The organism is Aureibaculum flavum (assembly GCF_016406085.1).
Taxonomy (GTDB): Bacteria; Bacteroidota; Bacteroidia; order Flavobacteriales; family Flavobacteriaceae; genus Aureibaculum; species Aureibaculum flavum.
Genome location: NZ_JAEHFJ010000014.1, coordinates 13,256 through 38,466 on the forward strand (window position 1 = coordinate 13,256; position 25,211 = coordinate 38,466).

General features: G+C 30.7%; 25 protein-coding genes. 18 read left to right on the forward strand and 7 right to left on the reverse strand.

Going from position 1 to position 25,211, the window contains the following annotated elements:
* Positions 1-29 precede the first annotated feature (29 nt).
* The 3 genes from purU (at position 30) to JBL43_RS18745 (ending at position 2,232) form a co-directional block, all read left to right on the forward strand.
* On the forward strand, positions 30-899 hold the full coding sequence (gene purU, locus JBL43_RS18735; protein WP_198842898.1) for a formyltetrahydrofolate deformylase: 870 nt from the start codon (positions 30-32) through the stop codon (positions 897-899).
* Between the two features lie 55 nt (positions 900-954).
* Positions 955-1,563 carry a fumarylacetoacetate hydrolase family protein gene (locus JBL43_RS18740; protein ID WP_198842899.1) on the forward strand — a complete coding sequence of 203 codons (609 nt, stop codon included), beginning with the start codon at positions 955-957 and terminating at the stop codon, positions 1,561-1,563.
* A 198-nt stretch (positions 1,564-1,761) separates the two neighbouring features.
* A complete protein-coding gene (locus JBL43_RS18745; RefSeq protein WP_198842900.1) occupies positions 1,762-2,232 on the forward strand; it encodes a CYTH domain-containing protein in 471 nt (156 codons plus the stop codon).
* An 11-nt stretch (positions 2,233-2,243) separates the two neighbouring features.
* Here the strand turns inward: JBL43_RS18745 and JBL43_RS18750 are convergent, their stop codons facing one another.
* Positions 2,244-3,710, reverse strand: coding sequence for a M28 family peptidase (locus JBL43_RS18750; RefSeq protein ID WP_198842901.1), 1,467 nt, complete (start codon positions 3,708-3,710; stop codon positions 2,244-2,246).
* A 104-nt stretch (positions 3,711-3,814) separates the two neighbouring features.
* On the opposite strand from JBL43_RS18750, the gene JBL43_RS18755 reads away from it, so the two are divergent.
* The 5 genes from JBL43_RS18755 to ftsY all read left to right on the forward strand — a co-directional run bounded on the left by JBL43_RS18755 (position 3,815) and on the right by ftsY (position 7,170).
* A complete protein-coding gene (locus tag JBL43_RS18755) occupies positions 3,815-5,065 on the forward strand; it encodes a competence/damage-inducible protein A (protein WP_198842902.1) in 1,251 nt (416 codons plus the stop codon).
* Positions 5,066-5,229: 164 nt separating this feature from the next.
* The gene (rpmB, locus tag JBL43_RS18760; protein ID WP_117885120.1) at positions 5,230-5,469 is read left to right on the forward strand and encodes a 50S ribosomal protein L28; all 240 of its coding nucleotides are present in this window, start codon (positions 5,230-5,232) and stop codon (positions 5,467-5,469) included.
* 6 nt (positions 5,470-5,475) lie between these two features.
* Positions 5,476-5,661: a 50S ribosomal protein L33 gene (gene rpmG, locus JBL43_RS18765; protein WP_138948851.1), complete on the forward strand. Its 186-nt coding sequence runs from the start codon at positions 5,476-5,478 to the stop codon at positions 5,659-5,661.
* Positions 5,662-5,785: 124 nt separating this feature from the next.
* The gene (locus tag JBL43_RS18770; protein WP_198842903.1) at positions 5,786-5,938 is read left to right on the forward strand and encodes a DUF4295 domain-containing protein; all 153 of its coding nucleotides are present in this window, start codon (positions 5,786-5,788) and stop codon (positions 5,936-5,938) included.
* Positions 5,939-6,216: 278 nt separating this feature from the next.
* Positions 6,217-7,170 carry a signal recognition particle-docking protein FtsY gene (gene ftsY, locus JBL43_RS18775; RefSeq protein WP_198842904.1) on the forward strand — a complete coding sequence of 318 codons (954 nt, stop codon included), beginning with the start codon at positions 6,217-6,219 and terminating at the stop codon, positions 7,168-7,170.
* A 19-nt stretch (positions 7,171-7,189) separates the two neighbouring features.
* Here the strand turns inward: ftsY and JBL43_RS18780 are convergent, their stop codons facing one another.
* The 3 genes from JBL43_RS18780 to JBL43_RS18790 all read right to left on the reverse strand — a co-directional run bounded on the left by JBL43_RS18780 (position 7,190) and on the right by JBL43_RS18790 (position 11,600).
* Complete coding sequence (locus JBL43_RS18780) at positions 7,190-10,096, reverse strand: leucine-rich repeat domain-containing protein (protein WP_198842905.1); 2,907 nt, start codon at positions 10,094-10,096, stop codon at positions 7,190-7,192.
* Positions 10,097-10,225: 129 nt separating this feature from the next.
* Positions 10,226-11,287 carry a serine hydrolase domain-containing protein gene (locus JBL43_RS18785; RefSeq protein ID WP_198842906.1) on the reverse strand — a complete coding sequence of 354 codons (1,062 nt, stop codon included), beginning with the start codon at positions 11,285-11,287 and terminating at the stop codon, positions 10,226-10,228.
* A 136-nt stretch (positions 11,288-11,423) separates the two neighbouring features.
* Positions 11,424-11,600 (reverse strand): hypothetical protein, encoded by a 177-nt coding sequence (locus tag JBL43_RS18790; protein WP_198842907.1) that lies wholly within the window; start codon positions 11,598-11,600, stop codon positions 11,424-11,426.
* A gap of 472 nt (positions 11,601-12,072) precedes the next feature.
* On the opposite strand from JBL43_RS18790, the gene JBL43_RS18795 reads away from it, so the two are divergent.
* The 8 genes from JBL43_RS18795 (at position 12,073) to JBL43_RS18830 (ending at position 20,170) form a co-directional block, all read left to right on the forward strand.
* Positions 12,073-12,807, forward strand: coding sequence for a LytR/AlgR family response regulator transcription factor (locus tag JBL43_RS18795; protein WP_198842908.1), 735 nt, complete (start codon positions 12,073-12,075; stop codon positions 12,805-12,807).
* 261 nt (positions 12,808-13,068) lie between these two features.
* Positions 13,069-13,266 carry a hypothetical protein gene (locus JBL43_RS18800; RefSeq protein ID WP_198842909.1) on the forward strand — a complete coding sequence of 66 codons (198 nt, stop codon included), beginning with the start codon at positions 13,069-13,071 and terminating at the stop codon, positions 13,264-13,266.
* Between the two features lie 87 nt (positions 13,267-13,353).
* Entirely contained in the window at positions 13,354-13,551 is a 198-nt protein-coding gene (locus tag JBL43_RS18805; RefSeq protein ID WP_198842909.1) for a hypothetical protein, read from the forward strand.
* Positions 13,552-13,648: 97 nt separating this feature from the next.
* Positions 13,649-15,697 (forward strand): tetratricopeptide repeat-containing sensor histidine kinase, encoded by a 2,049-nt coding sequence (locus tag JBL43_RS18810; protein WP_198842910.1) that lies wholly within the window; start codon positions 13,649-13,651, stop codon positions 15,695-15,697.
* Positions 15,698-15,763: 66 nt separating this feature from the next.
* Positions 15,764-16,432 (forward strand): response regulator, encoded by a 669-nt coding sequence (locus JBL43_RS18815; protein WP_198842911.1) that lies wholly within the window; start codon positions 15,764-15,766, stop codon positions 16,430-16,432.
* A 50-nt stretch (positions 16,433-16,482) separates the two neighbouring features.
* Positions 16,483-17,796, forward strand: coding sequence for a 30S ribosomal protein S12 methylthiotransferase RimO (gene rimO / locus JBL43_RS18820; RefSeq protein WP_198842912.1), 1,314 nt, complete (start codon positions 16,483-16,485; stop codon positions 17,794-17,796).
* 134 nt (positions 17,797-17,930) lie between these two features.
* Positions 17,931-19,535: a bacillithiol biosynthesis cysteine-adding enzyme BshC gene (bshC, locus tag JBL43_RS18825; protein ID WP_198842913.1), complete on the forward strand. Its 1,605-nt coding sequence runs from the start codon at positions 17,931-17,933 to the stop codon at positions 19,533-19,535.
* Positions 19,535-20,170, forward strand: coding sequence for a SanA/YdcF family protein (locus tag JBL43_RS18830; RefSeq protein WP_198842914.1), 636 nt, complete (start codon positions 19,535-19,537; stop codon positions 20,168-20,170). The genes bshC and JBL43_RS18830 overlap by 1 nt, the downstream gene beginning before the upstream one ends.
* A gap of 2 nt (positions 20,171-20,172) precedes the next feature.
* Here JBL43_RS18830 and JBL43_RS18835 read toward each other — a convergent pair whose 3' ends face one another.
* From JBL43_RS18835 to JBL43_RS18845, 3 genes are all read right to left on the reverse strand, one after another.
* The gene (locus JBL43_RS18835) at positions 20,173-20,604 is read right to left on the reverse strand and encodes an NUDIX domain-containing protein (RefSeq protein ID WP_198842915.1); all 432 of its coding nucleotides are present in this window, start codon (positions 20,602-20,604) and stop codon (positions 20,173-20,175) included.
* A gap of 10 nt (positions 20,605-20,614) precedes the next feature.
* Entirely contained in the window at positions 20,615-21,073 is a 459-nt protein-coding gene (locus JBL43_RS18840) for a hypothetical protein (RefSeq protein ID WP_198842916.1), read from the reverse strand.
* 136 nt (positions 21,074-21,209) lie between these two features.
* Complete coding sequence (locus JBL43_RS18845) at positions 21,210-21,593, reverse strand: DoxX family protein (RefSeq protein WP_198842917.1); 384 nt, start codon at positions 21,591-21,593, stop codon at positions 21,210-21,212.
* A 119-nt stretch (positions 21,594-21,712) separates the two neighbouring features.
* On the opposite strand from JBL43_RS18845, the gene guaA reads away from it, so the two are divergent.
* Together guaA and JBL43_RS18855 are read left to right on the forward strand one after the other, a co-directional pair.
* Complete coding sequence (gene guaA / locus JBL43_RS18850; protein WP_198842918.1) at positions 21,713-23,245, forward strand: glutamine-hydrolyzing GMP synthase; 1,533 nt, start codon at positions 21,713-21,715, stop codon at positions 23,243-23,245.
* A gap of 30 nt (positions 23,246-23,275) precedes the next feature.
* Positions 23,276-25,174 carry a LysM peptidoglycan-binding domain-containing protein gene (locus tag JBL43_RS18855; RefSeq protein WP_198842919.1) on the forward strand — a complete coding sequence of 633 codons (1,899 nt, stop codon included), beginning with the start codon at positions 23,276-23,278 and terminating at the stop codon, positions 25,172-25,174.
* The last annotated feature ends 37 nt before the right edge of the window (positions 25,175-25,211 follow it).

The window sequence follows — 25,211 nt, forward strand, 5'->3', positions numbered from 1 at the left end:
ATAATCTAAAATTAAAAATAGCATAATAAATGGATTCGCAAATAGTAACATTTTTAATAAATTGTCCAGATAACAAAGGGTTGGTGGCGAAAATCACGAACTTTTTTTACAGTAAAGGCTTTAATATTTTAAGCTGTCAGCAATATGTAAATTCTATTGAAAATACATATTTTATGCGAATTAGATTAAATGCAGAAGGAACCCATATCAGTAAAAAAGAGCTGGAAGCTAATTTTTTAGAATTAGCGGAACCTTTAAATTTTAATTGGTCTGTTAATTATGGAGATCGTAAGCCAAATGTTGCTATTTTGGTTTCACACACATCGCATTGTTTATATGATTTACTTGAGCGGCAAAGAGAGGGTGATTTAAATTGTAACATTAGTATGGTAATCAGTAATCACGATAAACTACGACCTATTGCTGAAATGTTTAACATTCCTTATTTTTATTTACCTGTGACTAAGGGAGCTAAAGAGAAACAAGAAGATGAGGTTATTAAATTGTTAAATGATCATAAAATCGATTTAATTATAATGGCAAGATACATGCAAATTCTGTCTTCTAATTTTATCAATAGCTTTCCGGAAAGAATAATAAATATTCATCATTCTTTTCTGCCTGCATTTCAAGGAGCTAATCCTTATAAAAGAGCGTATGAAAGAGGGGTGAAGCTTATTGGAGCTACTGCACATTACGCTACTGAAGATTTAGATGAAGGTCCTATCATTGAACAAGGTGTAGAGCGTGTTACGCATGACTGTACTCCAAAAACATTAAAACGTATTGGAGCTGATATTGAACGCTTAGTGCTTGCTAAAGCCATTAAATGTCATCTGCAAAATCAAATAATAGTAGCAAATAACAGAGCTGTTGTATTTCCAGAATCAGGTGAATAAATAACATAGCACTAATGTTCATTTAAAAGACAGCTAATCCTAAAAAATAAAACCGATGAAAATAATTTGTATAGGAAGAAATTATGCCAAACATATAGAAGAACTAGCAAATGAAAGACCTGAAAATCCAGTCGTTTTTCTAAAGCCAGACTCTGCAATTTTACCGAAGAAAATGCCATTCTTTATTCCAGCATTTTCGAGTGACATTCATTATGAGGTTGAGGTGTTGGTAAAGATCAATAAAGTAGGAAAGCATATTGAGTCTAAATTTGCTCATAAATATTATGACGAAATTGGCCTGGGTATTGATTTTACAGCTCGCGATGTACAGGCTCAATGTAAAGAAAAAGGGTTGCCATGGGAAAAAGCCAAAGCTTTTGATGGTAGTGCTGTGATAGGTGAGTTTTATCCTAAAGATAAATTTGATTTAGAAAATTTAAAGTTTCAGTTATCTAAAAATGAGGTTGTTGTTCAAAACGGAAACACAAACGCTATGCTTTGGAAAATAGATGATTTAATAGCTTACGTTTCTCAATTTTTTACCCTAAAAAAAGGTGATATTATTTTTACAGGAACACCTGAAGGCGTGGGTAGAGTAGCTGAGAATGATATTCTAATTGGAAAATTGGAAGACAACGAAGCATTTAGCATAAAAATAAAATAGTTTATACACAGCAAAAAGCATTAACATAAAGATTATAATATAAATGCAAAATGTTGCTGTTGGTATTTTATTTTTTAGTTGGATTTTGGTACTTGAAATTTGTTTTTTAATTAAAAAAAACTAAAAGTATTGAAGCAAGTGAAGTCATACTCAATTAAATACTTTATTATCTTAATATTTATAACTTAATTATAATTTATGGCATTAGAAATTGAACGTAAATTCTTAGTTGTAAGTGATGCTTATAAAAAAGAAGCTTTTAAAAATCTAAAAATTATTCAAGGCTTTTTATCTTCTGTGCCAGAACGTACAGTACGTGTTCGAATTATGGGTGACTTAGGTTATTTGACCGTAAAAGGAATTTGTAATGCCTCTGGAGCTTCTAGGTACGAATGGGAAAAGGAGATTCCCGTTAATGAAGCAAAAGATTTATTAAAAATTTGTGAACCTGGTGTTATTGATAAAAGTAGGTATTTAGTAAAATCAGGGATTCATACCTTTGAGGTTGATGAATTTTATGCGGAGAATAAAGGGTTAGTAGTCGCAGAAATTGAATTATCCTCCGAAGAAGAAATGTTCACTAAACCTGAATGGTTAGGCAATGAGGTAACAGGCATTACTAAATATTACAATTCAGCTTTAGTAAACAATCCCTATGTGAATTGGTAATACTAAAAAAATTACTTCTTTTTATATAATTGTTCACCAATCTCATAATACTTATCACCCTTCGTCCAAAATGGAGTGTTAGGGTCATTTGCAATAAGTCTACAGGCCATTACATATGATTTAAAGAATTTTTCTAAATAGTCGTAATCCAACGTGTCTGGGTTGTCAGCAGTCTGATGATAGTATTTATTAATTTCAGCATCAAAAGCGGTAAAACCTAAGCTAAATGTTGGAGCGGGAATGCCTTTCGCTGCAAAGCTCACATTGTCAGAACGGTCAAATAAACCTTGCTCACCGGCAGGATCATCAATTGCTTTTAAACCAAATTCAGAAGTGGCATTGATTATATGTTGACTAACAGTTGTTCTGTTCAATCCCACAATAGTTGCAATGGAAGTGTCATTATAACCACCATTATCACTATTAAAACAATAAACCATTTGTTCTAAAGGAATAACAGGATGTTCTACATACCATTTGCTACCCAATAACCCTTTTTCTTCAGCAGTAAATAATATAAACAACGCTGATCTTTTTGTAGGATATTTAGCAATATTTTCGGCAGCACTTAAAACAGTAACAGTGCCTACTGCATTATCACGGGCACCATTATAAATAGAATCATTCTCTGCGTTAGGTTTACCAACGCCATTGTGATCATAATGTGCGGAATAAATCACAAATTCATTTTTTAAGCTAGGATCTGTGCCTTCTACCATTCCCACTACGTTTCTTGACGGAACGGCTTTTTTGTGAATTCCAGAAACACTTAATTTTCCTGAGATTTTTTTAGAAGAACGCAATGCTTTTTCAATGCTCCCATCAGTATCTTGAAGCCATACATGTACTAGTTTTTCAGCATCTTCACTTTTTAATCCTATTTGTTCACCACCAAAGTATCCTGATAGTTGTGTCCAAAGAGCAGCATCAGCACTACTTAATTCTACAATACCTGTCGCACCATTTTTTGAAGCGAGTTCTCTTTTTTGTTGAGCAGCTCTAAAAGCAGCCCTTGGATCACCTTTTTCAGCGGTTCCTGCTTTTACAACAACCAACTTACCCTTTACATCTTTTGTATTATAATCTTCTTCTAAACCATAATTTAAGAAAATGGCATCACCATTAAAGTCAAAGTTACTGGCGGCTAATGGCAATAAATTATCTGATGTAAAGCTATTTAATTCGATTTTAATATCTTTTGCAGCACTTACTTTTTCAAGTTCAACAGCTTGATAATAACTACCATTATCTGCAGGTTTAACACCATATCTTCTAAAAGAATTGGCTAAATATGCGGCAGCAATATCAATTTCTGGACTCCCAGTTTCTCTTCCTCGCAATTCGTCAGAAGCTAAAAAATAAATATGTCCTTCAATATCATTCTTAGAAACAGTTTCCTTTACTTTATCCGCATCCGTTTGAGCAATACATGTTAACGTAAAAGTGAGTGGTAGAATAAAAAGTAGTAATTGTCGCATAATATTTTTATTTGACGTAAATATATGGAATTACTTATAAAGTTAAAATGCTATGATACAAAACACTTGATTACCTTTGTAGTTAAATTTTAAAACTAGAATTTGTGAATGCTGAAATAATTACAATTGGAGATGAAATTCTTATTGGACAGATTGTAGATACCAATTCTGCTTTTATTGCTCAAGAATTAAATAAAATAGGAGTCTCTGTTTATCAGATTACATCCGTACAAGACGATAAAGAGCATATTTTAAAATCGTTGAAAGAAGCCGAAGAAAATGCTGATATCATTATTATTACGGGAGGATTAGGTCCAACGAAGGATGATATTACAAAACATACACTTTGTGACTATTTTAAGGATACCCTAGTGCTTAATGATGCGGTATTAAAGCATGTCGAAAATTTATTTAAAAATTATGTTTCTACACCAATTTCTGATATTAACCGCCAGCAGGCTCTAGTGCCTTCCAAAGCATTAGTTTTAAAAAATAATTTTGGTACAGCACCCGGAATGTTAATGGAGAAAAATGATAAGGTATTTATTTCATTACCTGGTGTGCCTTATGAGATGGAAGGTTTAATTACCGGAGAAGTGGTACCTTATTTACAAAAGAAATATAACCGTCCGTATATTATGCATAGAACTTTGCTCACGTATGGTGTAGGAGAAAGTGCTATTGCTGAACGATTAGATACTTGGGAAGATAATTTGCCTAAAAATATTAAATTGGCTTACTTACCAAATTTAGGTAAAGTAAGGCTAAGATTAACCGCAAAGGGCTTTGATGAAAATTTGTTAATAAGTGAAATGCTAAGGCTTGAAAAGGAGTTAGTTGGTTATGTTAAAGATATTTTTGTAGGTTTTGAAGGAGAGGAATCAATAGAGACGTTAATTGGTAAATTGTTAGTTGCAGAGCATAAAACAATAGCTACAGCCGAAAGTTGTACAGGTGGAAATATTGCAGCTATGATTACTTCTGTTGCTGGTGCTTCTCAATACTTTGTAGGATCTGTGGTTAGTTATAACGAAAGCATTAAAAGAGAAGTTTTAGGAGTGTCTGAAAAAACAATTGAAGAACATTCCGTGGTAAGTGCAGCTGTGGTTGAAGAAATGGCAAGAGGAATTCAAAAACTTTATAAAACGGATTATGCTATTGCGGTTACTGGTAATGCTGGGCCTACAAAAGATAAAACAGATGAATCTGTGGGTGTTGTATTTATTAGTGTTTTAACGCCTGATGGAATTACGACCCAAGAATTTAATTTTGGCCAACCTCGCCAAAAGGTTATAGAACGGGCTTCAGTAAAGGCATTAGAGTTGTTAAGAATAGCATTATTGAATACATTGTGATCCATTTTTCTGTGATAAAAGTAGAGGTAGAAAACGCGTAAATAACAAGGGAAAGAAAAAAATGATCAGAGTTGACTAAAAAACAGTGAAAAATTTGTTTGTAAATTCAATTAATTTATTATTTTTGCACCTCGTTTAGAATTAACACATTTAAAGTTTAGAAAATGTCAAGAGTTTGTGAGTTAACAGGAAAAAAGGCTATGGTAGGAAACAACGTTTCTCATTCCATGAATAGGACTAAAAGAAAATTTGACGCTAATTTGATGAAGAAGCGTTTTTATATTCCTGAAGAAGATAAGTGGGTTACTTTGAAAGTTTCTGCTTCAGCTTTAAAAAATATCAATAAAAAAGGCATATCTGCTGTAATTAAAGAAGCCAGAGCTAATGGCTTTTTGAAAAAATAGAATACAATGGCAAAAGGTAAAGGTAATAGAATTCAGGTTATATTAGAGTGCACGGAACACAAAGAAAGTGGTAAACCAGGTACATCTAGATACATTACTACAAAGAACAAAAAGAATACTCCAGATAGAATGGAATTGAAAAAATTCAATCCTATCCTAAAGAAAATGACTATTCATAAAGAAATTAAATAATTCGGAATTTTAGAATAAAATTTCAAATAATCGGTTTAGAGATTTTAGAATAAAATTTCAAATAACTATTTTGAAATTTTATATTATAAGTTTCATAATAAAAATTTCAAATAATATTTAAAGTATGGCAAAGAAATCAGTAGCATCGTTACAAACAGGGGCAAAAAGATTAACAAAAGCAGTAAAAATGGTAAAATCTCCAAAAACTGGAGCTTATTCTTTTGTTGAATCAATTATGGATCCCGCTGACGTAAGTGATTATTTTAGTAAAAAATAATCATTATTTATAAATTATATAGAAGCTACTTTCATTTTTTGGAAGTAGCTTTTGCTATTTAATAACCTTTGAAAATAGGTTACTAAATATTTAAGCTCTAGTGACTTTAAAAGTCATAGATCTAAAATTTTTCTCTCCTCTTGCTATTTAGTCATTGTGTATTAGAAAGCTTTCTTATCTTTGTAAGAATGATGTTGAAATTTGAGAATCAAAATGATCACTCGATACTCCATTATTTAAAATACCAAACACTAACTCAATAACTATTAAATTCAAAAATGAGTTTATTTAAAAAAATATTTTCAAAAGAAAAAAAGGAAACCTTAGACAAAGGCTTAGAAAAAAGTAAAACTACTTTTTTTTCTAAACTGTCTAAAGCGGTAGCTGGTAAATCAAAAGTAGATGATGATGTATTAGATAATTTGGAAGAGATATTAGTTTCTTCCGATGTGGGTGTGGCTACTACCTTAAAAATAATTGATAGAATTGAAGCAAGAGTAGCTAAAGATAAATATTTAGGTACCGAAGAGCTGAATAAAATTTTAAGAGAAGAGATTGCAGGTTTATTGGCGGAGACTAATGTCGGTAACGAAACCGAATTTACAGTGCCTAAAGATAAGAAACCTTATGTTATTATGGTAGTTGGTGTAAATGGAGTAGGGAAAACAACAACCATTGGTAAGTTAGCGTCTCAATTTAAAAAGCAAGGCCTGAATGTAGTTTTGGGTGCAGGTGATACTTTTAGAGCTGCGGCTATAGATCAATTACAAGTTTGGGCAGATAGGATAGGTGTGCCCATCATAAAGCAAAAAATGGGTAGTGATCCTGCGTCTGTGGCTTTTGATACTGTTCAATCAGCAGTTAATCAAAATGCTGATGTGGTAATTATCGATACGGCAGGACGTTTGCATAATAAAGTAAATTTAATGAATGAGCTGACCAAGATTAAACGGGTTATGCAAAAAGTTATTGATGATGCTCCCCATGAGGTATTACTTGTATTAGATGGTTCAACGGGTCAAAATGCTTTTGAACAAGCCAAGCAATTCACAAAAGCTACTGAAGTTACTTCTTTAGCGGTAACTAAGTTAGACGGTACAGCAAAAGGTGGTGTTGTAATCGGTATTTCTGATCAATTTAAAATTCCCGTAAAATATATTGGTGTAGGTGAACAAGTAGACGACTTACAAGTGTTTAATAAAATTGAGTTTGTAGATAGTTTTTTTAAATAATGTAAATTTTATTTATAACCTAATCAAAAAAGTTTAAATCATTTCTTCTTAAAAGATTTGTAATTGTTTTAAGAGAAGATTTTTTTTCTGCATTTAATTTATTAATTTCATTCCAGTCTAAAAATAATTCAAAACTCCATAAGTTTAGTTTTGTTTTTTTATTTGTTAAAAAAGATTGAAACCTTTTACATTCTTTATTGGTATTTAAATTTGGTTCGTATATTATATTTAATGCGACTTTAAAATATTCTAATAATATTTTATAATCTTCTTCATCTATTAGCTCAGTTAATTTGGAATGTAATTTTTCTGCTAATTCTTTTTGATCAGCTATAACATATATTTCAAGAAGACTTAATTGATAACCCCAGTCATTTGGTCTGTTTTTAAGATGTTTTCTATAATATTTTATTGTATTATTAAAACTCACTTTAGCCAAAGAATCATTACCTCTTCGTATCGATAATATTCCGATTTCAGACCAGCTTTGTCTATCAAAGTTTTTAGCCAATGCAGTTAAAGTTTCCAATGCTTCTAGAGTGTCGCCGATTGCCAGTTCGCTTTTGGCCTTGTACCGAAAATTTGGGACTATTGAATTTAAAAGTCTAACATTGCTTGAGGTATCTTTTGCAATAGCTAAATCTGCATATATGATTGCTTTTTTATAATTTTCAGTTTTGTATAAGGCTTCAATAAAGTTGTCGTCGTATAGTGCCGACATTGCTAACTCTGGATCAATATCAATAGCTCGTTCGGCATATTCAACAACTTTTTCATATTTGCCTGAATAGCCTTCCCTATTGGCAACTTTAGCGTATGCTTTGGCCATAGCTATTGTTTTGGGCAGTTGTTCTTTTGATAGAAATCCTTCTTCTGCAAACAAAATATTTAGTTGTTCGCGGTTACCGCTGTAAGTGTTCAGGTTTTTCGAATTGTTCTTAAGGTTTAGTTCTGATAGATGTTTTGCGTTTTTTATATCCTGAGGTAGTTTTTTAATATTGTTATTGGAAAGATTAAGTGATCTGACTGTGCTGTTGACCCAACCGGTTTTTGGTAAAGAATCTATGTTGCAATAATCCAATTCCAATCGATAATCTTTGTACGTATTATTTTTTAGAATATTAAAAATGCTTGTTTCGCTTATGTTTTCGTTCATCGATAAACTAATATATTTTAAACTGACTAAATTTTTTAAACTGGAAGGCAGGCTCTTGAGATCGTTCGAATTCCGTTCGATACGAGAGGAGTCCCTAATAAATTTTCCGCCATTATAAATTGTAAACATTCTCATAGGATCTTCTCTGTTGTTTAACATTAATCGTTCAAGGCTTTTTAAGTTTCCAAAATTTTCAGATAAATGTTGAAGCTTATTTTGAGTAAGTTCTAAAGTCTTTAACTTGGAGAGTTCACAAAAATCGGAGGGGAGTGTTTCGATAAAATTATAGGAAGCCTTTATGGTTTTTAAAGAACTTAATTTTCCAAAACCTTCTGGAAACATCTTAATATCATTTTGCTCTATGTTTAAAAAGGTAAGATTTTTCAAATTTATGAATGATTCAGGAAGTTCTTTGATTAGACTATTATTCAAGTCCAAATATTCCAAACTGTTTAGGGATCCGAAATTTTTAGGTAATCCGATCAGTTTAGAATTGGCACAGATTAAAGTGTCTAAATTTCTTAGATGAGATATCGATTCTGGTAAATGACTAAATTCATTATCGTCTATTTTTAAGTATTTTAAACTACTTAATTTTCCAATTTGTTTTGGTATCGTATTAAGCTTATTATTGTTTAGGTAAAGTGTACTTAATTTTTTAAGATTATCTAATTTTTCAGAAAACTTATAGATTTGATTAAAATATATTTTTAAAACTTCTAGGCTTTTTAAATTATTGATTTTATCATCTATAATTTCAATTGTGCTTCCTTGAATTTCAATTGATTTTAGTTTTGTTAAGCTGTAGAATTCAAGAGGTAGTTCAGTACCCAATTGATTATTGGAAGAATAAAAGTTTTCCAAGTTCTTAAAATATTTTATTTCATTTGGAAGTTTTTCTATTTTATTATTTGATAATTTTAATTCTGTTAATTTATTTTTTTTTCCTATTGCAGAAAATAATAAATTAGGAGAAGTGATTTTACAGGAATTTAGATTTAATCGTTTTAGAGATTTAAATTTTTTAAATGAATTAGCTATGGTGTCATTAATATCAAGATATGCTAAAACTAAATTTTCAAGACTTTTTACTTGAGATAGTTTCTTAAATTCATAAATGCTTTTAATATCAAAATCAGTTGATATAATTACACTTTTCAGAAATTTTAATGTTTTTAATTTTTGCGGAAAGATGGGGCTATTACGTGAGGAATATAATATTCCTTCTAATTTTTTCAATTTTAAAAAATGCTTGTTTAGAAATATATCACGTGGAAATCCATAAAAACCAATATTAATTAATTTAGGTAACTCCATTAATTTATTGAAACCCACAGTATGATCCCAATCTGAATAATATTCAAAAATAATGGTTTCTAATTTATTTAGTTCTCGTAAGTTATTAGGGAATGGTAAATTTTCGGCGGACTTTTTAAATAAATATAGATTTTTAAATTTTAGAAACTTTAAATTGGGTAACAGTGTTAAATGATTAATGGTTTTTTCTAAATCAGTACTGTCCCTTAATTCAATAGAAACACTTTGTATTTTTGATAATACTATAATTGAGTCTTTGTATTGATTTAACTCGGAAAAAGTGTATTTAAAAATATCATCAAAGCCATATTTTACCATCTGTGAAATCTGAGTTTCATTTTTATTATCAGATGAATTATTTGAAAAAAAGCCATCATAAGTGTCATAGAGAGTTTGTGATGATAAATCTATTGACAATGATAAAAGTATGACAAGCGTAAGAATTCTTTTCATTAGGATAAATTTACATCAAAGAACTAAATTAAACTAGAATTTCGATAAGAATATTGAGTATTATTAGAGGTTAAGGTCTAAAAACACACAATTAACAATAATGAAATAACGAGAAATTTATTTTGGATTTTAATTAATCACTAAATTAATTTTTACCCAAAGTTCATTGTCAAAACTTGAACTTGCTAACTCAGCATTTTCTGCAGATTCACCCATACGTACAATCACAAGGTTTTGACTAGGTACGACATATATTTTTTGATCATTTTTACCAAGTGCACAATACATGTCATCAGGTGCTGATTCAATTAACGAACCTTGAAATTCAATTTGTGTTTGAGGTAAATGATAATTTGATTTTCCATTTAACCACCATAAATACCCGTAGGATTGGTTTATAGTTTGTGAAGTGCTCACTGCTTTTTGAAAATAATTTTTATTTACAATCTGAGAACCATCCCAATTACCATAATTTAGAGATAATAATCCGAAACGAGCCATACTTCTTGTATTACTCCAATAGACGCTATTGTTTCCTAGAGTAATCCAATTACCTGTCATTCCAATTCTGTCCCTAAGTTTTGTGTTAAAGTAAGCAGCATAAGTTTGCTTTGAAGCGGTGGCTATGATGTCTTGTAATTTTACATATACATTGTGATACGCCCATCGGGTACCAGCATCTGAAACATATTTAAGATTTTCAGGACTCACATCATCCCCTAAAGTATCATTCAAACCAGATGTCATGGATAGTAAATGTGAAATGGTAATAAGATTTTCCTTGGCCAACGAAACACTAGTCCATCCTGTGCCAAGATGTATAGAAGCCTTATCATTTAAGTTTAAATAACCTTCATTTTCTGCAATTCCAATCATGGCTGTGGTTAAGGTTTTACCTGCACTTGCCCAATACCATATTGAATTATTAGAATGACCATTAAAATATTTTTCAATGACCAATTTTCCATTTTTCAAAATGATAAAACCTTTCGTGTTTTTATCTTCTAGATAGGTGTATAGCTCTTGTAGCTTAGTTTCATCCCAGTTCAATGAAGAGGGAATTGTTTTTTCCCAAGAATCAGCATTGATTGGGGGAAAGTAAAGTTTGTTAGTGCTGTCTTCCTTTATCGTGTCGTCATTAGATGAGCAGGATTGTAATACAAAAAGGATTGCTATAATAAAGAGTCTCATAGGTGCTACAATTAAAGTAATTATAAGACATAACGTAATTATAAAGGTTTAATGTAGTTGAATTTAAAAATAAAATAAAATTTTTAATGGTTCGAAAGAAAAGATCAAAACAGGTTAGAAAGAAACTTATGGTTTGTTATTTTTTAGAAGTAACACGATCGTAGAAGAAAATAAGACCAGCACTAATTTCCAACAATAAACCAATGGTTAAAAAAGTAGTAGCATATAATTCCATTTTAATAACTTTTAAAATGGCCCCTAAAATAACTAATAATAATCCTACAACAAGAAATTGAGATGATCTGTTTTTCATAGTTTTAAAAATTAGATTGGGTTGTATTTAATAAAATAGAGGCTCTTTCGAACCTCTATTACATAAACTCCCTTATTAAAATATTTTTATTAAAAGTGATTTTTTAAATGAGAATCACTTTTTTAAAAAGTAGATAAAAAGTCCAGCCCAATGATTGTGAGTAAAGTACTTGCTATGAATAGACTTTACTTCCTTCGTAATAAGTGGAAATTTTTAGGAAAGTAGATCATTGGGTTAAGGACTAGATTATACATAATGTGTTTAGCTGCACTTATTGTTTTAAGTTGTTACAAAGATAACGACAAACGAAGGACTTTATTCCAAAAAAAACCGCAATAGTTTGTGAATTAAACCGCAATATTTTACGGTTTAAACCGTAAAATATTGCGGGTAAATAGCTATTATTTTGAGGTTAAAGTGCTAATCTAAAATAAAATATCGATGTAATTTAGTGAAATTAAATTACCGGCCTATGCAAAATAGATATTCAATAATAGATGGTGACAAAAAAACCGTTACTAAGATTCAAAAATACTTCGAAAATACAGATGACTTTGTTTGTATAGGTGCTTCGGGATGTTTTAATCAATCATTGGATACTATTTTAGAATATACACCAGATATTATTTTTATTGATGTAGATAATAATAAAGCGAACACTAACGATGCGTTTAGTTTTGTAAATGAATTGTATAAGTACGTAAAAGAAATGCCTAAAGTAATTGCATTGTCAACTACAAAAGAGGAGGCGTATAATTGTATGAAGAATAATTTTTGTGATTATATTTTAAAACCCATCAATGATTTTGAGCTCCGTAAATCTGTGGCAAGATTAAAAATAAAGCCAAGAAAACCTTCAGATAAGTTATGTCTAAAATCATATAAAGATTATCGATTTATTGAAATGAATGAAATACTGTTTCTAAAAGCAGACAATACATCTACTGATTTTTTTATGGAAGATGGGACCACCATTAGTGCATATAAAACCCTCAAATACTTTGAAAAGCTTTTACCTGAAAATTTTACTAGAATACACAATAGCTATATTGTAAACCAAAAATATGTATCTAGAATTCACTTCGGAAAAGCTAAATGCTCAATAAAGCAGCATAGTTTTGCCATTCCGTTCTCAAAATCGTATAAAGAAAATGTCGTTATTTTAGAAAAATCGATTTCTAAAAACGCCCTTTTATCATTAAACTAGTATTGTAAATCATTCATTAATTACCATCTACTGTTAAACACGTGCAAAGCACTTCTCTTTGTGGGTCATCCACTATGTCTTCCTTTAAATAGTAGTTTAAACTTCCTTATCGGCTTAGTTTTGTAACAGAAATTGAAGCTTCTATATCATTTCAAATAGTAATTTAACAATAAGAATATGAGTTGTTTACACAAAACAGTGTTGACTTATATATTCATCAATTAACTAAATAGAATATAATCATTAAAAAACAATAAACCCATGAAGACCTTAAGAAATACATTCGTTCTACTATTATTATCAGTTGCCTTTTATTCTTGTGATGCCGATGCAACATTAAATGAATTAGAGCAAGCTGAGCAAACAGAACTTAGCGAGAACATATCTGCAGATACAGGAGACCAAGGAAATGAGCCAGATGAAAGAGAAGAAGAGGACGATTTGGTGGATGGTAACTAAATCTTAACATAATTAATAAAAGAATTTTATACAAATACCGTGCAGACTTGCACATCCATTTATAAACATTATCAAAACAATAAACCCATGAAGACCTTAAGAAATACATTCGTTCTACTATTATTATCAGTTGCCTTTTATTCTTGTGATGCTGATGCAACATTAAATGAATTAGAGCAAGCTGAGCAAACAGAACTTAGCGAGAACATATCTGCAGATACAGGAGACCAAGGAAATGAGCCAGATGAAAGAGAAGAAGAGGACGATTTGGTGGATGGTAACTAAATTTGTACAGAATAATAAATAGATATAAAACCTTAAGTGAAAACTTAAGGTTTTTTTGTTTATATTAGATAGATTTGCATCTAGAAAATTATTCTAATTGAAACATTTATTTATTTACATTACGTTTTTAATAATTTTAATAACTACTCAGGCAGTAGCACTTGATAATCATGTCTATGATTATATTGATAATACAAATGATAGTATACCTGTTTGGATTAAATATGCAAAGAAATCAGAATTAACATTAGAAAATAGATTGTTTTTTCTAGATAAGGCGTATGAAAAGGCCTTACTAGAAAAAAATGATTCTCTGCGGAATAAATATTTATCTAAAATTGCAGTACGTTATTCCAGATTAAATGATTCTTCTTCGTTCAGAAGAACTAATAAATTAACGATTCAATTATCAATTAAATTAAAAGATTCTCTTAGGCTTGCTTTTAATTATTGGGATTTAGGTAGTTTTTTCGGATCTAATAAAGTAAATGATAGTGCTTATTATAATTATTTTCGTGCACAAAAAATTTTTAATGCAATAGGAGATAACCATGCATCTGGAAGAATGTTGTTGAACATGGCTATTTGTCAGTCTGAACTTAGAGATTACACGGGTAGTGAGGTGACTACTATAAGGGCTCTTAAAATATTAGAACCGTTAGGGAAAGAAGATCAATTGTATAAATGTTATACCAACCTTGGTGTTGTTTTTAATGAATTACATGAATATGGTAAAGCTTTAAAATATCATAACAAAGCATTAGAATATCAAAATCAATTTAATGGTGATGGGAAAGATACCAACTTTGAAAATACATTAAATAATATAGGGGTTGTCTATGCTAATAATGAGCAATATGAAAAGGCTAGAGATCATTATATAAAAGCTTTAAGAAGAGATGATTTAAAAAATGAAAACACAAAATTATATGCCAAATTATTGGATAATTTAGCATATAGTAAATTCAAGCTAAATGATACTATTGGTGTTGTAAAGTTATTTAAAGAGTCATTACATACAAGAGATAGTATTAATGACGTTTGGGGTAAATCAATGAGTTTACTGCACATGGCAGAATATTACGACACCAATAATGATACTATAAAAGCGTTTGAAGCTGTAAAAGAAGCTAAAAAGATAGCTGAAAAATCAAAAAATTATAGAGATATATTAAAATGCTTAATACTCCTTTATAAATTAGATGCACCTAACAAAGATCAATATACACAGCAGTACATTGCCCTATCTGAGACACTTCAAGAGGAAGAAAGAGCTATTAGAGATAAATTTGCTCGAATACAGTTTGAGACCGATCATTTTATTGAAGAAAATGAAGCGTTAGAAGGAGAGAAAGATGCTTTAGCTTTACAACAGAAAAATATCTTAATTGTAGGTTCAATAATTCTTGTATTAGGGATGTTAATTTATATTATTAGAGATCAGCGATTAAAAAATATTAGATTAAAATTGGAAAAAGAACAGCAACTTGCTAATGAAGAAATTTATAATTTAATGTTGACCCAACAAAATAAAATAGATGAGGGCAAGCGAAATGAGAAAAAAAGAATGTCTGAAGAGTTGCACGATGGTGTTTTAGGTAATCTATATGGTATAAAAATGAATTTAGCCGTATTAAATGCTCAAAACAATTCAGAGTCTGTAATAAAAAGAGAAGCCTTTATTGAGGGGCTATCTAAAGTAATTGATGAAATAAGAAATGTTTCACATGAATTACACGCAAATGCAATTGATGCCAATGTGGGATATGTTCAATTAATTGAAGACCTATTATCAGAAAAAAGTTTATTACACGGCTATGCATTTAAATTATTAGCAGATGATACTATAAAATGGACAGTGATAAAGGGAGATATAAAAATGAATATCTATCGTATAATTCAAGAAGCTGTTCAGAATATAAATAAATATGCCAAAGCCAACAACTTAAACATATCTATAAATAGTGATGGTGATTTTATTTATGTATCAATTATAGATGACGGAATAGGTTTTAATACGAGCACCAATAAAGACGGTATCGGTATTAAAAATATAAGATCAAGGGTGGAACGTCTTAATGGCTTTGTTGAATTTATTTCAGAACTGAAAAAAGGAACTACCATAAATATTAAGATACCATTTTAGTTTATTAAATAAAAATTTACTAACTTGTGGTAATCAACCAACCCCTATCTTGTTTTGGCCAAAAATTTGATAAACATATTAATAGTTGACGATAATCCGATGATTATAGAGGCTTATAAGAGCTTGTTTAATTCTTCCGATTTAGATTGTTGCACCCTAAATATCGATGTTGCCTGTGATTGTGAAGGAGCCATTTCAAAAATGAAGTTGGCCTTATCAGAAGAGCCTTATAATTGTTTTTATTTTGACATGAATTTACCGCCATCACTTGATGGAAATTATAAATCAGGCGAAGATCTCGCTTTATTTGCTAAAGAAAATTTTCCAAAAGCAAAAGTAGCTATATTAACGTTGAACAATGACAGTCTTAGTATTCATAATATATTAACTAAAATTAAGCCGGATGGGCTATTGATAAAAAACGATAGCAATCCAGCAGAATTTATCAATGGGTTTAAGACGATTATGACGAATCCCCCATTTTATAGTACTTCCGTAATAAAATTTTTAAGTAATATTAGTCTCCGTAAAGAAAGTGATAAATTCGACGATAATGATATTAAGATATTAATGCATTTAGAACAGGGGATCAAAACCAAAGATTTAGATCAATATATTAACTTATCATTAAGTTCAATTGAAAAGAAAAAAAGTCAATTGAAAAAATCATTGAATCTAAATAGAGGAAACGATGAAGATTTGGTGCGTATTGCTAAAGAAAAAGGTCTTATATAATTAGTCTTTAATGCATAATAGCCTATTTTTGCAAAAAATAATAAAGCTACATGCGAACAAAATCTACAAAACAAAACAAGATTAACGTTGTTACTCTAGGATGTTCTAAGAATGTTTATGATTCTGAAGTACTAATGGGGCAACTACAAGCCAATGGTAAAGAGGTTGTCCATGAAGATGAAAATGACGATGGTAATATTGTAGTCATAAATACGTGTGGATTTATTGGTAAAGCCAAAGAAGAATCTATCAATACCATTTTACATTATGCTCACAAAAAGGAAAAAGGAGAGGTTGATAAAGTTTTTGTTACTGGGTGTTTAAGTGAACGTTACAAACCCGATTTAGAAAAAGAAATACCTGATGTTGATGCTTATTTTGGTACACATGATTTACCAAACTTATTAAAAGTTTTAGAAGCAGATTATAAACATGAGTTGCTAGGAGAACGTGTAACAACGACCCCAAAGCATTATGCGTATTTAAAAATTGCAGAAGGTTGTGATAGACCATGTTCATTTTGTGCCATTCCATTAATGAGGGGTAAGCATGTTTCTACACCTATTGAAAATTTAGTGAAAGAAGCTCAAAATTTAGCTGAAAAAGGAATCAAAGAGTTGATTTTAATTGCTCAAGATTTAACGTATTACGGACTAGATATTTATAAAAAAAGAGCCTTAGCCGATTTATTAATAGAATTAGCAAAAGTAGAGGGAATAGAATGGATTAGGTTACACTATGCTTTTCCTACAGGTTTTCCATTAGATGTACTTGACGTGATGAAAAATGAGCCTAAAGTATGTAATTATTTAGACATACCCTTACAGCATATTAATACGGAGATCTTAAAATCCATGCGAAGAGGCACAACGCATGAAAAAACAGTAAATCTTATTACAAAGTTTAGAGCGGCCGTACCTGATATGGCCATTAGAACAACGCTAATTGTTGGATATCCAGGAGAAACTGATGAAATTTTTGAAGAATTAAAAAAGTGGGTTATAGATACCCGCTTCGATAGACTTGGGGCTTTTGCGTATTCGCATGAAGAAAATACACATGCAGCAACTTTAGAAGATGATGTTCCTGAAGAGGTAAAAGAACAGCGTGTTGCCGAAATTATGGAAATACAAAGTCAAATTTCTTTTGAATTAAATCAAGAGAAAGTGGGTAAAACTTTTAAATGTCTTTTCGATAGAAAAGAAGGGAATTACTTTTTTGGTAGAACGGAGTTTGATTCGCCAGATGTTGATAATGATGTAATTATTGATGCAACAAAACATTATGTACAATTAGGGCAGTTTGTAAATGTAAAAATTAATTCTGCAGGTGATTTTGACTTGAATGGAGAACCCGTTTCTTAGTTAATATTTATATTTTATGAATACGGATTGCTTACCTTATTTCAAGTAGAGCTATTTGTAACACGAAGGGATAAATTTTTTAAATAGTATTTCAATAATTACGCAATCTTTTAATTTTTTCCTATTTTTATCACATGATTGAAGAAGACTGTTTAACTACAATTCCTTTTGCCCAAACGGGCTATTTTTCCGATATTATTTGCGACTATCTTACTCAAAATGATAAGATTAAGCCGTTTTATGCGAATTTTACAACTATTGACGGGTTTAAGAAACAAATAGAATTAAAACGATTGTCTTTTAAATTAGAGTCTAGAACTATCTTGGTCAGTTCTTTAGAAAAGCAATATCAAAAAATTGAAATTTCAAGCACAACAAAAAGTAATATTGAACTTCTAAAGAAGGAAAATACGTTTACAATTACAACAGGTCATCAACTCAATTTATTTACAGGGCCACTTTATTTTTTGTATAAAATAGTCTCTACAATTAATTTATGCGAACAATTAAAAAGAGAATTTCCTGATGATAATTTTGTTCCAATTTATTGGATGGCAACGGAGGATCATGATTTTGACGAAATCAATTATTTTAATTTTAAAGGTCAAAAAATAAGCTGGAACACTGAGAGTAAAAGTGGAGTAGGACGTTTACCTACCGATGGATTAGAAAACGTTGCTGCTATTTTTGAAAAAGCGTTAGATGGCTCAAAAAATGCGAAGTATTTAATTCAGCTTTTTAAAGATGCGTATGTAAAGCATAATAATCTGACTGACGCCACAAGATATTTAACAAATGAATTATTTAGCGAATATGGCTTAGTAATTATTGATGGTGATGATAAAAATTTAAAAGAATTGTTTACACCTTTTGTTGAGGACGAATTGTTGAATCAAACAAGTTTTAAACAGGTTTCTAAAACAATTGAAAAATTAGAAAAAAATTATGGTATTCAAGTAAATCCACGTGAAATTAACTTGTTTTACTTAACGGATACCATTCGAGAACGAATTGTTTTTGAGCATGGTGTTTATAAGGTAGTTGATACTGATATTTCTTGGAGTAAAGAAGACATTCTTAAAGAAGTAAATGCATTTCCAGAAAGATTCAGTCCTAATGTAATCATGCGACCATTATATCAAGAAATCATCTTGCCTAATTTATGTTATATCGGTGGTGGTGGAGAATTGGCCTATTGGATGGAACTTAAAGATTATTTTGAGGCCGTTAAAATTCCATTTCCAGTTTTATTATTAAGAAATTCAGCCTTAATTATTTCAGAGAAACAATTTAATAAAGCAGAGAAATTAAATATAGCAATTGACGAGTTGTTCTTAGATCAACATCAGTTAGTCAATAAGAAAATAAAAGAAATTTCTAAAATTGAGATTGATTTTTCTAAGCAACGCAATAGTTTAGAAAAGCAGTTTAACGAATTAGAAGAGGTTGCCACTAAAACGGACAAGTCATTTATAGGGGCTGTTAAAGCACAAAAGGTAAAGCAGCTAAAAGGGTTGGATAACCTAGAAAAACGACTTTTAAAAGCACAAAAGAGAAAACTAAAAGACGAAGTTGATCGCATAATGGAGTTGCAGAATCAATTATTTCCGAATCAGAGTTTGGAAGAACGACAACGTAATTTTTCTGAATTGTACTTGTTATATGGAGACCGTTTGATTCCAACATTGATGGCAACGTTAAATCCGTTGGAAGGTAACTTTTCGATTATACAATTATAATGAAGAAACGTTTGATTTATGTTGTACTTGCTCTTTTCATTATTCCTTTAGTAATGATTTTTGCTGCCAATACTAAAATAGTAACTACTTCAAAGGATAAATTATTTGATAATGTTTCAGCAATAAAGCCAAATAAAGTCGGCTTGCTTTTAGGTACTTCTAAGCTTTTAAAGAGTGGGAATATCAATCCTTTTTATCAATATAGAGTTGATGCCGCCGTAGCATTATTTAAAGCAGGTAAAATAGAGTTTATTTTGGTCAGTGGTGACAATAGTTCGGTTAACAATGATGAGCCTACTGATTTTAAAAATGATTTAATTGCTAAAGGTATTCCGGCTGAACGAATATTTCTAGATTATGCAGGATTCAGAACTTTAGATTCTGTAGTAAGAGCGAAGGAAATTTTTGGATTAACAGAAGTAACAATTATTTCTCAAAAATTTCATAATGAAAGAGCGATCTATCTCGCGAAAAAGAATGGTATTAAGAGCATTGGTTTTAATGCCAAAGACGTTGGTGGTAAATCAGGTACAAAAGTAATGATGCGAGAATACTTAGCGAGAGTAAAAGTTTTTGTTGATTTACTCTTCGGTGTAAAACCTCATTTTTTAGGTGACAAAATAGAAATTAAATAAAGTTACAAAAGACCACAAATTACCAACGCCTTTTCATATGCTTTTGCTCTAAAATAGGTGTTGTAGTTTGGTAATTCAGATGGGTTTATCCAAATTAACTTCTCAAACTCATCATCTTGAGGTATAAGCTTCATTTGATCGTTAAAGGTTACCTTAACAATATTTAATTCTTGGCTTTTAAAAATATATTTATCCTCATTTGGGTAAATATATGTTACAGTTTCAGTATAACTTTGAGTAATATCATCAATAGTAATATCAAGATCTAGTTCTTCTTTTAATTCACGGATAATACCATCTATAAAATGTTCATTTTCATCTAATCCACCTTGTGGGAATTTAAAACCGCCATCTCTTGGTGAAGAACCAATTAATACCTTATTCTCGATGTTTACAATTACTGCCATCACAGCTTTTCGAATCTCCTGTTTCATTCAAACAAAGTTATCTAGAAAAAATGTTTCTAGGACCTTTTTGAGCATAAATCTGAGGTTTTTCAGTATAAACTTGGGTTAATCTAACAATATTATTAGACAATCTGCTAGTTGCTGAAAATAGTTTTACTTGCGTACAATTCGAATCTGATGCAGCAGAGTAGGTATTTATAAGGAAGGTGTGATAATTTCTAATGTTTTGAAAATAAGCAGGATTCAGAAGATCATTGTTTTCTAAATCAGTAGTTATTTTAGCATAGACTTTAAATTTTGCCTGGTCTATATTTGACATAGTTACTAAATCGCAAAATAATTTTACCTTTTGATTGAAAGTGAACTTGTTATTAGCTGATAGTCCATTAATCGTTTGCATATCTTTCTTTGAAAGATGGTTCAAGAAATAGTTGGAAATCAGGTTCTCAATAAGGAAAGTGTTTTCTTTAACTTTTTTTTCTAATTCTAATATCATGTGCAACAATTTGTAGCATTGATCCATTTAAGTTGAATGGAATAATACTTGGGATTAAAATATGATCGTTAGAAAAATAATTGATAGAGTTCAAATATAGCGAATATTATTGAGCAAATCTGTTAAAATCAACGATTTACATTTTTTTGATGGTAAATGGTATCTTTTGTCTATTATTCAGTAAAATAATAGCAGAAAAAATAAAGACTGTAATGGCCAAATAAAAAAGTTTACCACTATCTCCATGAATTTCAATTCCCAATTTGGTAAGGTGAGTATATATGGCTCCAGTAATAATAAGTAATGACAGTAATGCTCCTAGCCAAATAGTTCTGGGTATAAATAATAATATTGCTACTATCAATTCCAAGATACCTATTGTAATTCTGCCATAGGGCTCAAGACCTAGAGTGCTAAAAATATAAACACTGTCAGCATGTGCAGAAAATTTAAAGTACAATGTTTGAACTAAGATAAGAGCCACTATTAACCTTAAAATGAAGTGAATTCGAGAGTTCATGGCCTTTTAATTTAAGGTTTAGTCGAAAATCAATTAAAACCATACAGCTATATTCAAACAATTTATAAACAAATCATAAAAGGTCCTCAAGTTTTAGGAATTAAATTTTATTTTTGCAGATGCAAGAAAAAGTCCTCATTTTAGATTTTGGTTCACAGTTTACTCAATTAATAGCTCGTCGTATTAGAGAGTTAAATATATTCTGTGAAATATTTCCATTCAATAGTAACAAGTTTAACGTAGATGAATACAAAGCTGTGATATTGTCTGGAAGTCCATGTTCAGTAGATACTGAAGATGCTCCCAAACCTGATTTAACAAAAATTAAAGGAAAAAAACCATTATTGGGTATCTGTTATGGAGCTCAATATTTAGTCCATTTTTATGGTGGTAAGGTAGGTGCGTCCAATACAAGAGAGTATGGAAGGGCTAAACTTTCAAAAGTAGATCATAGTGAAGCCTTTTTTACTAAAATTAATGAAGGTAGTCAAGTTTGGATGAGCCATTCTGATACTATATTAGAATTACCAAAAGGATATAAAAATATTGCGAGCACAGAAGATGTAGAGCATGCTGCTTTTAAAATAGAAGATGAGGATACATATGCTATTCAATTTCATCCAGAAGTATATCACACCACTGAAGGCAAGCAGATTTTAGAAAATTTTTTAGTTAAAATAGCCAATGTTGCACAAAGTTGGACACCAGATTCTTTCGTTGACACTACAGTGAGTAAACTGAAAGAACAATTGGGTAATGATAAAGTAGTGCTAGGTTTATCAGGAGGAGTTGATTCTACCGTTGCTGCAGTGCTGTTGGATAAAGCCATAGGAAAGAATTTATATTGCATTTTTGTTAATAATGGTTTATTGCGTAAAAATGAATTTGAAAGCGTTTTAGATCAATATGAACATATGGGACTCAATGTTAAGGGAGTCGATGCTTCGGCACGTTTTTTGAAAGCTCTAGAAGGTATTTCAGAACCTGAATTAAAACGTAAAGCCATTGGTGGTACATTTATAGAAGTGTTTGATGATGAAGCACATCATATTCAAGATGTGAAGTGGCTTGCACAGGGTACTATTTATCCTGATGTAATTGAATCCGTTTCTGTAACAGGCGGTCCGTCGGCAACCATTAAAAGTCATCATAATGTAGGAGGTTTACCTGATTATATGAAATTGAAAATTGTGGAGCCTTTACGGATGATTTTTAAAGATGAGGTACGAAGAGTTGGTAAAACCATGGGGATTGATCCTGAATTATTAGGCAGGCATCCGTTTCCAGGACCAGGATTAGGAATTAGAATTCTTGGAGATATTACGGCAGAAAAGGTGAGAATTTTACAAGAAGTTGATGCTGTTTTTTTAAATGGTTTAAAGAAGTGGAATTTGTATGATGATGTTTGGCAAGCAGGAGCCATGCTTTTGCCGGTTAATTCAGTTGGAGTTATGGGAGATGAGCGTACATATGAAAAAGTTGTAGCTTTGCGAGCGGTTTCCTCAACAGATGGAATGACCGCTGATTGGGTGAATTTGCCTTATGAGTTTTTACAAGAGACATCAAATAAAATTATAAATGGTGTAAAAGGTGTGAATAGAGTTGTTTATGATATCAGTTCTAAGCCGCCTGCAACAATAGAGTGGGAGTAGATACGTTTTAAAAAAGATTAATTAATTGAAATGAATAAAATAAAAATAACAATACTTCTTTTTCTTTTCGTGGTGGTAAGTGTCTTTTCTCAAGAGAAAAAGTATATAGCTCACCCAGTTAAAAAGGGAGAAACCGTATTTAGTATTACGCAAAAATTTGGTGTTTCTAAAGCCGACTTTTTAAAGTTAAATCCTGATATTAAAAATGATGCGGTCAGTATAGATCAGGTTGTTATTGTGCCAAATAAGAAGTATAGTGCAGTTCCAAATATTGAAGATGGTGATTATGTGTTGGATGGTTTTTTATACCATAAGGTATTGCCGAAAGAGAATTATTTCAGATACAGGAAGGAATATGGTGTTTCAAAACGCACATTAAGAAAGCACAATGAAGTGCTAAGAATAGGAGATTTACAACCCGGTCAAGAAATTAAGATACCTGTGAAAAGAGGGTATGAGCTGGAAGCTAAAGAGGTGAAGCCAGAGGATAAAACAGTGAAACCTTATTTGGTTAAAACTAAAGAAACGAAATACATGATTGCTAGGCGATATGGTATTTCAGTGGCAGATTTGGAAAAGATGAATCCTCCGATTATAGATGGGTTAAAAGCAGATGCTATAATTGAAGTACCGAATAGAGAAGAAATTCCCGATGCGACAAATGATGATAAGATAAGACATCAAGTTGAGAAAGGGGAAACTATTTTTAGTTTAAGTCAAAAATTTAAAATTTCTCAAGAACAACTAGTATTGTATAATCCAGACTTAAAACTAGGAGCTAAAGTGGGAGGGATTGTCATAATTCCAAAAGTAGTATCTCTGAATAATAGTGAGGTGTTTACAGAGAATTTTTCATCAAACAATACATTGAAAGTAGCAATAATGTTACCTTTTGCTTCAGGTAAACCGAGATTAGATGATATTGCTACAGATTTCTATTTAGGTGCAGAAATGGCTTTGGATTCGTTGAAAAAGCAAGGATTGAACATCACTGCAAAAGTTTTTGATACTAAAAATAGTTTAACCGAGGTTTCTACTATTCTTAAAATGAATGAATTTAACGATGTTGATGCTATTATTGGTCCAATGTTTTTAAATAATGTAAGATTTGTTTCTCAAAGTTTAGGAAATCAAAATACAGCAATTATTTCTCCTGTGTCATCAAAAGATCACGGTGCCTTTTCAGCAAAAAACACAATTCAAGATACACCGTCAGAAGATCAATTGTCGCATAAAGTACTGGAGTATATTAAAAAGAATTATATGGGTGAAAATTTAATTGTTATTAAAGATGATATCCAAGAGAACCAATTAAAATACAATAAAACAATTGCAGAGTTAAAAGCAATTGATTCATTAGGTAAACTAAGAATTTTAAGCCCTTTAAAGGGATATATTAGACCTGATTATTTTAAAAAGAATATATTAGATAAGAAGGAGAATTGGGTAGTGTTACTGACAGATGATTCTTCAGTAACTAATGATGTAATTCAGAACTTAGGGGTAATGCCTGAAAAAATTAGTATTACACTTTTCGCATTACAACATCAAGCTAATTTTGAGAAAATTGAAAATCATCATTTAGCAAGGGTTCATTTACATTATGCAACTGAAAACTTTGTAGATGAGAATAGTGCCAGCGTACAGCAATTTATTTCGAAGTATAAAATGAAGAATTATCTAGACCCTTCTGATTACGCTTTTAAAGGTTTTGATATAACGTACGATGCTTTAGCTCGTATGGCAACGTATGCAATGGTAAACAGTGCTTTTTCAGGAGGTATTTCTGAAAGAATTTCAAGTAAATTTTTGTATACTAAAAATGGTAATAAAGGATATATAAACAAAGGTATATTCTTAGTAAAATACGACGGACTCAATTTAGTAGATGTTGAAAAACCAATTAATACAGTGGTCATCGAAGAATAGAAAACGTATCGTTTAAGTAATAAAAAAGCCTGAAATT

Bases quoted from the DNA above. Each gene is read 5' to 3' on its own strand.
- purU (WP_198842898.1), top strand. From the start codon at position 30: ATGGATTCGCAAATAGTAACATTTTTAATAAATTGTCCAGATAACAAA.
- JBL43_RS18800 (WP_198842909.1), top strand. From the start codon at position 13,069: ATGAAGACCTTAAGAAATACATTCGTTCTACTATTATTATCAGTTGCC.
- guaA (WP_198842918.1), top strand. From the start codon at position 21,713: ATGCAAGAAAAAGTCCTCATTTTAGATTTTGGTTCACAGTTTACTCAA.
- rpmG (WP_138948851.1), top strand. From the start codon at position 5,476: ATGGCAAAAGGTAAAGGTAATAGAATTCAGGTTATATTAGAGTGCACG.
- JBL43_RS18770 (WP_198842903.1), top strand. From the start codon at position 5,786: ATGGCAAAGAAATCAGTAGCATCGTTACAAACAGGGGCAAAAAGATTA.
- JBL43_RS18780 (WP_198842905.1), bottom strand. From the start codon at position 10,096: ATGAAAAGAATTCTTACGCTTGTCATACTTTTATCATTGTCAATAGAT.
- JBL43_RS18740 (WP_198842899.1), top strand. From the start codon at position 955: ATGAAAATAATTTGTATAGGAAGAAATTATGCCAAACATATAGAAGAA.
- JBL43_RS18790 (WP_198842907.1), bottom strand. From the start codon at position 11,600: ATGAAAAACAGATCATCTCAATTTCTTGTTGTAGGATTATTATTAGTT.
- ftsY (WP_198842904.1), top strand. From the start codon at position 6,217: ATGAGTTTATTTAAAAAAATATTTTCAAAAGAAAAAAAGGAAACCTTA.
- JBL43_RS18830 (WP_198842914.1), top strand. From the start codon at position 19,535: ATGAAGAAACGTTTGATTTATGTTGTACTTGCTCTTTTCATTATTCCT.
- JBL43_RS18805 (WP_198842909.1), top strand. From the start codon at position 13,354: ATGAAGACCTTAAGAAATACATTCGTTCTACTATTATTATCAGTTGCC.
- rpmB (WP_117885120.1), top strand. From the start codon at position 5,230: ATGTCAAGAGTTTGTGAGTTAACAGGAAAAAAGGCTATGGTAGGAAAC.
- JBL43_RS18750 (WP_198842901.1), bottom strand. From the start codon at position 3,710: ATGCGACAATTACTACTTTTTATTCTACCACTCACTTTTACGTTAACA.
- bshC (WP_198842913.1), top strand. From the start codon at position 17,931: ATGATTGAAGAAGACTGTTTAACTACAATTCCTTTTGCCCAAACGGGC.
- rimO (WP_198842912.1), top strand. From the start codon at position 16,483: ATGCGAACAAAATCTACAAAACAAAACAAGATTAACGTTGTTACTCTA.
- JBL43_RS18795 (WP_198842908.1), top strand. From the start codon at position 12,073: ATGCAAAATAGATATTCAATAATAGATGGTGACAAAAAAACCGTTACT.
- JBL43_RS18845 (WP_198842917.1), bottom strand. From the start codon at position 21,593: ATGAACTCTCGAATTCACTTCATTTTAAGGTTAATAGTGGCTCTTATC.
- JBL43_RS18840 (WP_198842916.1), bottom strand. From the start codon at position 21,073: ATGATATTAGAATTAGAAAAAAAAGTTAAAGAAAACACTTTCCTTATT.
- JBL43_RS18745 (WP_198842900.1), top strand. From the start codon at position 1,762: ATGGCATTAGAAATTGAACGTAAATTCTTAGTTGTAAGTGATGCTTAT.
- JBL43_RS18785 (WP_198842906.1), bottom strand. From the start codon at position 11,287: ATGAGACTCTTTATTATAGCAATCCTTTTTGTATTACAATCCTGCTCA.
- JBL43_RS18835 (WP_198842915.1), bottom strand. From the start codon at position 20,604: ATGAAACAGGAGATTCGAAAAGCTGTGATGGCAGTAATTGTAAACATC.
- JBL43_RS18855 (WP_198842919.1), top strand. From the start codon at position 23,276: ATGAATAAAATAAAAATAACAATACTTCTTTTTCTTTTCGTGGTGGTA.